8 protein-coding genes and 1 tRNA gene are annotated in these 10,375 nt (G+C 64.6%); 4 read left to right on the top strand and 5 right to left on the bottom strand.

Translation table 11 applies throughout. The features are described 5' to 3' along the window. On the top strand, positions 1 to 2,091 hold a 2,091-nt coding region (locus B3547_RS00260; RefSeq protein WP_292959520.1), incomplete at its 5' end, for an arylsulfatase. A 2-nt stretch (positions 2,092 to 2,093) separates the two neighbouring features. Here B3547_RS00260 and B3547_RS00255 read toward each other — a convergent pair. Beyond that, positions 2,094 to 3,815: a hypothetical protein gene (locus B3547_RS00255; protein ID WP_292959519.1), complete on the bottom strand. Its 1,722-nt coding sequence runs from the start codon at positions 3,813 to 3,815 to the stop codon at positions 2,094 to 2,096. Positions 3,816 to 3,976: 161 nt separating this feature from the next. Here B3547_RS00255 and B3547_RS00250 point away from each other — a divergent pair, with 161 nt between their 5' ends. Beyond that, positions 3,977 to 4,933: a bifunctional helix-turn-helix transcriptional regulator/GNAT family N-acetyltransferase gene (locus B3547_RS00250; RefSeq protein ID WP_292959518.1), complete on the top strand. Its 957-nt coding sequence runs from the start codon at positions 3,977 to 3,979 to the stop codon at positions 4,931 to 4,933. On the opposite strand, the gene B3547_RS00245 is transcribed toward B3547_RS00250, so the two are convergent. The 4 genes from B3547_RS00245 to B3547_RS00230 form a co-directional block, all read right to left on the bottom strand. Beyond that, positions 4,925 to 6,286, bottom strand: coding sequence for a purine-cytosine permease family protein (locus tag B3547_RS00245; RefSeq protein ID WP_292959517.1), 1,362 nt, complete (start codon positions 6,284 to 6,286; stop codon positions 4,925 to 4,927). The genes B3547_RS00250 and B3547_RS00245 overlap by 9 nt on opposite strands. Positions 6,287 to 6,382: 96 nt before the next feature. Continuing rightward, positions 6,383 to 7,381, bottom strand: a complete 999-nt coding sequence (locus tag B3547_RS00240) for a M23 family metallopeptidase (protein WP_292959516.1) — start codon at positions 7,379 to 7,381, stop codon at positions 6,383 to 6,385. Positions 7,382 to 7,461: 80 nt separating this feature from the next. Continuing rightward, positions 7,462 to 8,367, bottom strand: a complete 906-nt coding sequence (locus B3547_RS00235) for a LytTR family DNA-binding domain-containing protein (protein WP_292959515.1) — start codon at positions 8,365 to 8,367, stop codon at positions 7,462 to 7,464. Positions 8,368 to 8,468: 101 nt separating this feature from the next. After that, positions 8,469 to 8,545, bottom strand: a tRNA-Arg gene (locus B3547_RS00230). 570 nt (positions 8,546 to 9,115) lie between these two features. Between B3547_RS00230 and B3547_RS00225 the strand changes: the two genes are divergently transcribed. Together B3547_RS00225 and B3547_RS00220 are read left to right on the top strand one after the other, a co-directional pair. Further along, on the top strand, positions 9,116 to 9,346 hold the full coding sequence (locus B3547_RS00225; RefSeq protein WP_292959514.1) for a hypothetical protein: 231 nt from the start codon (positions 9,116 to 9,118) through the stop codon (positions 9,344 to 9,346). A 262-nt stretch (positions 9,347 to 9,608) separates the two neighbouring features. Then, positions 9,609 to 10,375 (top strand): ATP-binding protein (locus B3547_RS00220; RefSeq protein WP_292959513.1); only part of this gene is annotated, 767 nt, incomplete at its 3' end.

The following is a 10,375-nucleotide window of genomic DNA, read 5'->3' as shown; positions in this document are numbered from 1 at the left end:
TTCGGCGGGCCGGTGCCGACCCCCAATCTCGATCGGCTGGCGGCGAGCGGGCTGCGCTATACGCGCTTCCATACCACCGCAATGTGCTCGCCGACCCGCGCGGCTTTGCTCACCGGGCGCAATCATCATGCGGTCGGCAATGGCATCGTGTCCGATACCGGGAGCGGCTATCCCGGCTATTGGTCGGTGATCCCGCGTTCCGCCGCAACGGTGGCGGAGGTGCTGCGGCTCAACGGCTACAACACGGCGTTCGTCGGCAAGCATCATAATCTGCCGCAGGGGGGCGACGACGCCAATAGCGGGCCGTTCGATCTGTGGCCGACCGGGCTGGGCTTCGAATATTTCTACGGTTTCGTCGGCGGCGATACCAACCAATGGCGCCCGACGCTCTATCGCGGCACCTCCCCGGTGGCGATGCCGCCGATGACGACGACGCTCGATCATTATCTGGCCGAGGACTTGATCCACTGGATTCACGGGCAGAAGGCCGCAGCGCCCGACAAGCCGTTCTTCGCCTATCTCGCGCCGGGCAGCGCGCATGCGCCGCATCAGGCGCCGGCCGAGTGGATCGCGCGCTTCAAGGGCAAGTTCGATTCGGGCTGGGATCAGCTGCGCGAGGATAGTCTCGCGCGGCAGAGGGCGGCCGGGATCGTGCCCAAGGATACCGCGCTGACCCCGCGGCCGAAGGAAATCCCCGCCTGGTCCAGCCTCTCGGCCGACCAGCGGCGCGTCTATGCGCATATGATGGAAGTGTTCGCCGCGATGCTCGCCTATCAGGACGATCAGGTCGGCACCGTGCTCGACGAGCTTAAGCGCATGGGACAGCTCGACAATACCTTGGTGATCTTCATCGAGGGCGACAATGGCGCCAGCCCGGAGGGTGACCTCACCGGATCGACCAACGAGCTTGGCTCGCTCGCCAACGGGATGAAGGAGGATACCAGCTGGCTGCTGTCGCAAATGCCCAAGATGGGCGGGCCGGACAGCTACGAAATCTATCCGGTCGGCTGGGCCTGGGCGACCAATGCGCCGTTCCAATGGACCAAGCAGGTCGGCTCGCACCTTGGCGGTACGCGCAACGGGATGGTCGTCTCCTGGCCGGCGCGGATCCACGACAAGGGGGCGATCCGCACCCAGTTCGGCCACGTCAACGATATCATGCCGACGATCCTTGAGGCGACGGGCATCGCGATGCCCGATGTGGTGGAGGGCGTGCGCCAGCAGAAGGTCGACGGGACCAGCCTGGTCTACAGCTTCGATGCGCCGCAGGCGCCCGAGCGCCATGTGCGGCAATATTTCGAGATGCTCGGCAATCGCGCGATCTACGATCACGGCTGGATGGCCAGCACCACGCCGGGCCGCTTGCCGTGGAAGATGGGCGGATCGGGCGGGCTGCCGACCGATTATAAGTGGGAGCTTTACGATCTCACCAGGGATTTCAGCCAGGCGCACGATCTCGCGGCGAGCGAGCCGGCCAAGCTCGCTGCGTTGCGCGCCGAATGGGATGAGGAAGCCAAAGCGAACAACGTCTATCCGCTCGACGACCGGCAGGGCACGATCCGCGCGCTCGGCGCGATGCCCCCGCCCAAGCCGCGCAGCTACGTCTATTGGGGCAGCGATATCAGCGTCGCGCAGAGCAAGGCGCCGCCGATCAATTTCCGTCGCTTTGCGATCGATGCCGATATCACCGTGCCCAAGGATGGCGCGCGCGGCGTGCTGATCGCCAGCGGCAGCCGCTTCGCGGGCTGGAGCTTCGGCTTCGACAAGGGGCGGCCGTTCGTCGTCCACGCCGCCTCGCAAAAGCCCGAGGACCAGTTCCGCATCGCCGCCGGCGCCGCGATCGCGCCGGGCAAGCACAAGCTCGATTACGCCTATGCGCCGGCCGGCATGCCGGGGCAGGGCGGCACGCTGACGATCAGCATCGACGGGCAGGAGGTGGCGCGCGGCCACATCGGGCGCACCGCCTTTGTCGCCGCCGGGCTTGGCGAGACGTTCGATATCGGGCGCGATACCGGGGCGACGGTGGTCGACCTGCCCGGCGGGACGCGGTTCAACGGCGAGATTGCGCGGATCGAGGTGGCGATCAAATGAGCCTATAGCCGCCGCCACGGCGCCGGATCGTTCATGTCGAGCCGGCACAGCCGCTGCAGCTTATGCTGCTGGGCATAAGCGATCACGCGCGTGTCATAGTTGAGCGCATCGGGCATCGCGAAATTCCAGTCGGGCGGGTTGAAGGTCGAGAAGCCGTTGACCGTCGGCACGCGCCATTGCTCGGCGAGAAACATCGCGTCGACATTGTGCGGATAGAGGCTGTTGTGCGCCGGGTCGCCATAGCGCGGCTCGCGCCGCCGCGCCGCCACCACGTAAAAGCTGTCGCATTCCCTCGGCGGCGCCGGCACCGCGCCGAAGGCGGCCGATTGCACCGCGCGGCTGAGCTGCGTCGGTTGCGCGACATTGATCTGTTCGACGACGAGCACGGCGACGATCGCGCCGGCCAGCCACGGCCGGCGGTGCCAGAGCCGCACGAGATCGTCGCGAAACGCGCTCCCCACCAGCAGCAGCGCCGGCAGCACGAGGAACAATTGATAGCGCAGCACGACGCGCAATCCGCGCGCGCCGGGCACCAGATCATGCACGAACGCCCACAAAGATTGCTGCCCGAAGCGCAGCGTGAGTACCCAGGAGATCGCGATCGCCAGCGCGAAGACGCGGGCGAAACGCGGCGCCTCACGCCGGCGGATCGTCCGCCAGACCGCGGCGCAGATCAGCGCGAAGGTCAGGAGGGGGAAGCCCGAGATATGTTCCCCGCCGCTCGCCGCGCCATCGAGCCAGCCGTCGGGCGGCGGCGTGGCCTGTATCGCAGCGCTGATGCCGCGGATTATCCAGCCCCATAGCAGATTGTGCTCGCCGGTGTTGAGCAGGTCGATCGGCTCGACGGCATAAAGGATGATGAAGCCATGCCCGCCGGTTTCGGACGCCTTGGGGAGATAGACCCACAGGAAGGGGAGCGCGGCGATGACGAACACGCCGGCAAAGACCGCCGCGGTGCGCCAATGGGCCCTGGCTATTTCTCGCCACGCGCCTGCCCGCCAGCCGCCGGCGAATGCGAGCCAGCATGCCACCAGCACCATGACGAAATAGATCGTGAACCACGCGAAATAGAAAGCGGTCAGCAGCCACGCGCCCATCACGATCGCGGCGAGCGCCGCCCAGCATAATGCCAGCCGCCGCCGCTCGTTCTCGGCGCGAACCGCGAGGATCGCGAACGACGCGACGAGCGGGAGCAGCGCCAGCGTCTGGATCTGCGCATGGCCCGATTGCACGAACATATTGTTCGAGATCGTGGCGAGCGCGGCGATCAGGATCGCCGTCCCCCAATTCCATCGCAGGATGCCGCGCACCAGCCAGAGCGTCGCGACATAGCCGATGCTCTTATAGGTCGCGGCGGTCAGCGTATCGGCGAGGAACGGGTCGGACAGGAGCCGCCAGCCGGAATAGATCAGGCCGGAGAGGAAATAGCCGTCGTTATAGCCGAGCGTGCCCGGATAGGGGTGGAAGTAGATCGGCTGATCCCAGGCGTCGGCGCCGGCGAACGCCGATCGCCAATGTTCGAGAATGCTGATCTCGATCAGCCCGTCGGCACGATCGCCGAAGCCGAGGTCGAAGCCGCTGGCGATCGCATCGCGAAAGGCGACCAGCATCGATGCGACGTAGACGATCAGGCCGAGCGCGACGCCGAGAAAGGTTTCCTCATATGACCGGAAACTCGATCCGCGGGCGAGGGGACGTCGATCGGCCAGCGCCCCTGATCTCACCACGGTCTCCGAAAAACGAGTTTTACAGGATGAAGGGAAACGCGATTTCTCTACGCCGATCGACCATCGGGAGCAAACGCCCGTCCCGGAGGCTCGGCCTCGGTTGACGCGGGTCGTTGGGTTATATATCCCGATATATATCAGGGTATGGAGATGATGCGATGGACGTCGTTCGTGAGGGCGGTATCGGCTTTTTGGGGAGTCGCCTGAAACGGCTCGGCGAGCGGATGCAGGCCGGGGCGGCGCGGATCACTTCCGATGCCGGCCTGCCGGTGCAGCCGATGCATATGGCGTTTCTTGCCGCACTGGACGGGGACGCGCGGACGGTCGGCCAGTTGGTCGAGGCGATCGGAATCAGCCAGCCCGGCGTGACGCGCGGGATCGGGCAATTGGCCGATCTGGGGCTCGTCCGGTCAGAGCAGGGGGAAGATCAGCGCCAGCGAACCCTTTCGCTGACCCCGGCGGGCGCGGCGGTGCTGGCGCGCGCGCGGGTTCACGTCTGGCCGCGGGTCGAGGATGCGGTGCGCACGTTGCTGGGGGAGGGGGCCGACACGTTCATGACCCAGCTCACGGCATTGGAGTCGGCGCTGGCGGCAACCCCGCTCGATATGCTGGCCGCCCAATCCGGCGCGCCGGCGCTGACGATCAGAGACTATAGCGACGATCTTGCGGGCGATTTCGCCGACATCAATGTCGAGTGGATCAGTGCGATGTTCCACCTTGAGGCGGCGGATCGCGCCGTGCTGGATCATCCGCGCGAACAGATCATCGACGCCGGCGGGACGATCCTGTTCGTGGAAGCGCGCGGGCTCGGCATCGTCGGCACCGGTGCGCTGCGCCCGTCCGGCGACGGCGGGCTGGAACTGACCAAGATGGGCGTCCGCGCCAGCGCGCGCGGCCTCAAGGCCGGCGAGTTCCTGCTCGCCGCCCTGATCGAGCGGGCGCAGGCGATGGGGCACGATCCCTTCTATCTGCTCACCAATGCCCGCTGCGCTGCCGCCGTCCATCTCTATGAGAAGCTCGGTTTCCAGCACGATGCCGGGATCATGGCGCGCTATGGCGCACGCTATGAGCGATCCGATGTCGCGATGCGCTATCGTGCCGGCTTGCTAGGCTGACCGGCGGCGTTCGAGCAGATAATAGAGCAGCGAGGTGGCGATCAGGCTGACGATCCAGGAGATATCCGCGCCGTCCAATGCGCGCGCGATCGGCCCTTCATAGATTGCCTGATTGAGAAACGGGATCTGGACGACAATACCGATGAGATAGCATCCCAGCGCGACGCGATTATACGCGCCATAGCGCCCATTGACGTCATAAAGCGCTGAAATATCAACATATTCCTTTGAGATCAGATAATAATCGACGAGATTGATCGCGCTCCACGGAACGAACACGACGAGCAGCAGCAGCACGAAATTCTTGAATGTCGCCAGAAAGTCGGCGCTGGCGAGCAACGCGATGCCGACCGAGAGCGCCACGAAGCCCGCGATATAGAGCGTGCGCGCGATCGGCGAGATCCGATGCTGGTCGCTGAACGAGCTGACCGCGGTCAGAATCGTCATGAAGCCGCCATAGGCATTGAGGCAGTTCACCGTCAGCTTGCCCGCGACGATGACGAGATAGATGAGGATCGCGAACACCGGACCGGCGAGATCGCCGACGAAGCCGACCTGATTCTCGAGAAACTTGCCACCCAATGCGGCGACCAGCACGCCGAAGGTCATCGCGATCTGCGCGCCCAATGCGGTGCCGAGCAAGGTCGCCTTGAAGGTCACGGCGCGCGGCGTCGACGACGGCAGATAGCGCGAATAATCGGCGACATAGGGCGCAAAGGTCAGCTGCCAGCCGGCCGACAGACCGATCGCGAGCAGGAAGGTGGCAAAGGAAAAGGGATGCTGCCCGAAGGCCGCCGAGATGTCGTATGAGGTGAAGAGCCGGAAAGCGAGATAGCCGAAGCCGAGGATGCCGGCGACCGTCGCGATGCGGCCGATCGTGTGGATCAGATTATAGCCGATCACCGCGATGATCGCGGTGAGCGCGCCGAAGATCACGATGCCGAAGGCCGGGTGGCTGACCCCCGCGATCAGATTGATCGCCTGACCCGACAGGACGGTGCCCGTCGCGGCGAAGCCGAGATACATGATGATCACGAGGACCAGCGGCAGCGTAGCGCCCTTGACCCCGAATTGCGCCCGGCTGGAGATCATCTGCGGCAGCCCGAGATGCGGCCCCTGCGCCGAATGGAGCGCCATCACCGCACCGCCCAGGATATTGCCGATGAGCAGCCCGATGATCGCGGTGAGCGCTTCCGCGCCAAAGACGATCGACAGCGCGCCGTCGACCACCGCGGTGATCTGCAGGTTCGCGCCGAACCACAGGGTGAATTGGTTGATCGGCGCGCCATGGCGCTCGTCCTCGGGAATATGATCGATCGTTCGCCGCTCGGTCATGCCGCTGGCGTCATGCATCGGCCCACCCTCCCAAGTCGCTTGCGCCGACCTTATCGCGCCGGCGCTATTTGTATATACATATTCGCGCGATTGCGCGAAGCGACGCAGCGCGCGTCAATCGAAGCGAACGACGACATTGGGCGCGGGCATGTCGCCGGTCCGCGCGGACAGGCGGTACGGGCGAAGCTCCGTCCATGATCCCCCCGACGAAGCTGCGAAGACATCGGCATATCGGCCGATTATCGTCGCGCCGGTCAGGCGGAACGGCAGCCCCTCCGAGGCGAGCGACGACAGGCCATCGGCGACGTGAAAGTGCAGATGCGGCCGGCTCGCATGTCCGGTGGCGCCGACATGCCCGATCACCTGCCCGCGCGCGACGCGCTGACCGACGCGGAGCGGGATGCCGCGCGCCAGATGTTCGTAAACGGCGAAGCTGCCGTCTGCCAAATGCAGCGCGACGAAGTTGCCGGTGCCATCGGCCAGCGGGATCGACTGCACGCTGACCCCCGCGGCCTCCTCCATATCGTCGCGGACGGCGGCGACCGTCGCATCGGCCACCGCGAGGACCTCGGCGCCTCGTCCGTCATTCCCCCCGGCGTAGAACCAGTCGATCGCGTAGCGACCGGGGATATGCGCCGCGCCGCCCGTTGCGTAGATCGCGCGGCGGTGCCCGCGGGCCAGGCCGGGATCATAGGCTGCGGCCCACGGCCCGCCACGGAGCGGGGAGCCAAGCTGCGGCAGCGCCGGTCGAAGCGGCGCGGTGTCACCGCCATCGACGCTGACGCCATCGACCACCACGCGATGACGCAAGCGGGCCGGAACGGGGCGTGCCGGTGGAAACTCCAGCTGCCAATAGACAACCAGAGCGTCGCCGTGACCGACAGTGGCGACCGATCGCCGGAGTGCCTCGCCTGCCAGGGCGCCGATCACCGCGCCGCTGGCGGCGTCGATCGCTTCGATGCGCGTCGGACTGGGCCCCGAGCCACCACGGTTGCTGATGTAAAGTTCGTATCGGAGTTGGCGACGCCCATCGATGACGACCGCACGCGGCGCGTGCGGCACCGTCAGGATCGCGCGCTGGGGGATGGGCGCCGCTCCCGACAGCAGGATCATCGCTGGGCCGACGGACGCTGAGAGAAATCTGGACAAGTGACACCTCCAGCCGCGAGCTAGGGGCCGCCGCGGTGTGTGTCCTACGCCCTTTCGCTGACCGGGACTTCGCCGGTCGTCAGGCGGGATCGGCTGTCGATGAGGTTCGATCGGAACCGGCGGCTGAGGCGCAAAATGCTGCCGTCCGACAAAATGATATGCGCATCGCCATGACCGGCGCTGCGGATCTCGGCAACTCGGTCGCGCCGGATGATCGTGCTGCGATGGATTCGCGCGAACGCATCCACGGGAAGTCGCTGCGCCAGCGCGGAGAGCGATTCGTCGACGAGTTCGACGCTCGTTCCGACATGCAATTCCGCATAATCGCCGGCGGCGCCAATCCAGTCGATCGTATCAAGCGGGATCAGCCTGACCCCGCCCCGGACGCGAATGGCCAGCGGTTCGCCTGGCGACCGGGCTGGAGGAATCCGCTGCACCGTGCGCCGGCGCCAGACGATCATCCCGAGCACGATTCCCGCATAAAGGAAGCCGTCGAGATCCATGTTGCGCACGAACATCGCAATCGCGAACGCGCCGCGCGTCGGCATCCGCGCGCTGTCGGCATAGACATTCCAGAACAACAACGCGAACAGGCCGACGTGCAGCAGGCAGACGATCGGCCATCCGGCGATATAGAGCAGCAGGCGCATCGGCCACGCGGTGATTTGCGCTTCGATGCGGTGGACGGTGAATGCCAATAATGGCGTCAGCACCATCCAGATCGAGAAGATCGCCAGCGAATAGCCGAAGCTTGGCCACCACGCCTGTGGGCTGTTTCTCAGTTCGGCAGCGATGAGCCCCTCGAGCGAGAGGACCAGCGCCACTGTCAACCAACCGCCCGCATTGAGCAGCGCCATGTGGCTGAGCCAGCGGCGGTCGCGCAGCCGCGGGAGGAGAAGCGAACCCTGTGTCACGCGGTCGGGCCTAAATGGGGCAAAGCGGCTCGACAATATCGTAGCGGCCTGGTTCGTCTCGGACGAACGGGGGCGTCCACGCTTCGCGTTCCGCGCAACCGGTTCCCCGTGGAGGGGGTGTCGTCAGTGAAAAAGAATGGCGCGCCCGGAACGATTCGAACGTCCGACCCTCAGATTCGTAGTCTGATGCTCTATCCAGCTGAGCTACGGGCGCGTGGGAGGCAGGCGCCTAGCTTGTGCCTGAGTCCGGCGCAAGGGGCTTTGCGCCCGAGGAACGATATCCGCTCAACGGATCGAGCGAGATCTGTCCGGGTGCCGGGCGCGAAGCTCACCGCACGCTTACCGCACTCAAAATCGTGCGATCTGGCGGTGAAGGGAATCGAAAGTTCTCTTTAAGTATTTGAAATATAATTAAATGCTGCGCCGCAATAAAAATTAGGCCCCATACCATAAGGCCCACCTTCGTTTCGTAAGTCGGGTTCGAAGCATAAATGCGGTGCCGCTTGTATATAGCATCTTTACGCGGTTTCTACACGCGAATCGATCGTTCTGAGCAAAGTTTGTTTCGTGCTGTACCTTAGGGTCTTATTCTATCTCATATCGCATTGCGGATGGGGGCTGCCTCACGCCGACTTCTCCGCAGGTGGACCGACCTCGGCATTGGACGCTGATCGGCGCGAATAATCCCCTGAGATCAATGATCGGCCAGGAACAGAATCGGGCTCCGATTTATAAGCGCGGAGCTCGATGATGCGCGCCGCCGTCGGTGGTTGCCCTGGCAGTAATGGCGGAACGCGCTTTCACGTCCCGCTCCACGCTTCAGAAGGTCGAGACCGGCGACACCAATGTCAGCATCGGCATCTATGCCGGCGTCCTTCAGGCGCTCGGCCTGCTCAAGGGTTTGGGTCGGATCGCCGACATCGGCAATGATAGGGCTGGGCAAGCGCTTGCCAGTGCCGAGCTCCCAAAACGTGTTCGCCTCAAGCCGCCCACCGGGTCATCCCACGGTGCCTGATTTCGAGGTGCATATCGATCTCGACGGTCGCACACGACCGATCGGGCTGGCCGATCGGCACCGACCAAGATCCCGAAGTGCTGACGGATTCTTTTGAAGTATCAAGCGTTTGGCGAGAAATCGTGAGGGCTCCTCTTCCGCGCTGGTCCCCAGTTGCACATGGCTGGCTGTTCCCAGCTGCGAGCGCCCGGCCGGCAGCTTCGAGGTGGGTTTCGATTAGAATAACCTTGCAAATCTGGAGTTGTGCTCCATAAATGCAAGGATGATCGAGCGCCGCATCGAAGCTGAATTGGCCGAACGGCTCAACGAAACGCCAGCCGTCGCGCTGCTCGGACCACGGCAGGTCGGAAAGACAACGCTTGCCCTCGAGATCGGGGAAACGAGACCGTCGCTCTATCTCGATCTTGAATCTGAAGCGGATCGGGCGCGCCTGGCGGAGCCTGAACTCTATCTTGCAGCCCATGAGAACGAACTGGTCATCCTCGACGAGGTTCATCGCATGCCGAACCTGTTTCAGGTCCTGCGCGGTGTGATTGATCGCGGGCGCCGCAAGGGGCTGCGGAGCGGTCGGTTCCTGCTGCTCGGCTCCGCTTCGATCGATCTCCTGCGGCAATCGGGCGAAAGCCTTGCCGGCAGGATCAGCTACCTCGAAATGCGTCCGCTCGACGCGCTGGAAGTGCCTTCCGACAATATCGAGCGGCTGTGGACGCGTGGCGGATTTCCCGACAGCTATCTCGCGACCAGCGATCGACTGAGTCAGCGTTGGCGGCAGGACTTCATCCGAACCTATCTCGAACGTGACGTGCCGATGCTGGGGCCGCGCATCCCGGCTGAGACCTTACGTCGCTTCTGGACGATGCTCGCGCATCACCAGTCCGGGCTCCACAACGCCGCTGAGCTTGCCCGTGCCATCGGCGTCGATGGCAAGACGATTGCAACATGGCTGGATCTTCTGGTCGACTTGCTGCTCGTCCGTCGGCTTGAGCCATGGCACAGCAACAGCGGCAAAAGGCTGGTCAAAAGCCCGCG

The sequence above is a fragment of the Novosphingobium sp. UBA1939 genome (genome assembly GCF_002336885.1).
In the GTDB taxonomy this organism is placed as follows: Bacteria; Pseudomonadota; Alphaproteobacteria; order Sphingomonadales; family Sphingomonadaceae; genus Novosphingobium.
Note: the sequence above shows the minus strand (reverse complement) of the source record. Positions and strands in the feature narration are given on the sequence as shown.

Excerpts from the sequence above, each read along its gene's own strand:
- B3547_RS00250 (WP_292959518.1), top strand. The coding sequence starts at position 3,977 with ATGGACGTCGTTCGTGAGGGCGGTATCGGCTTTTTGGGGAGTCGCCTG.
- B3547_RS00245 (WP_292959517.1), bottom strand. The coding sequence starts at position 6,286 with ATGCATGACGCCAGCGGCATGACCGAGCGGCGAACGATCGATCATATT.
- B3547_RS00240 (WP_292959516.1), bottom strand. The coding sequence starts at position 7,381 with ATGATCCTGCTGTCGGGAGCGGCGCCCATCCCCCAGCGCGCGATCCTG.
- B3547_RS00225 (WP_292959514.1), top strand. The coding sequence starts at position 9,116 with ATGGCGGAACGCGCTTTCACGTCCCGCTCCACGCTTCAGAAGGTCGAG.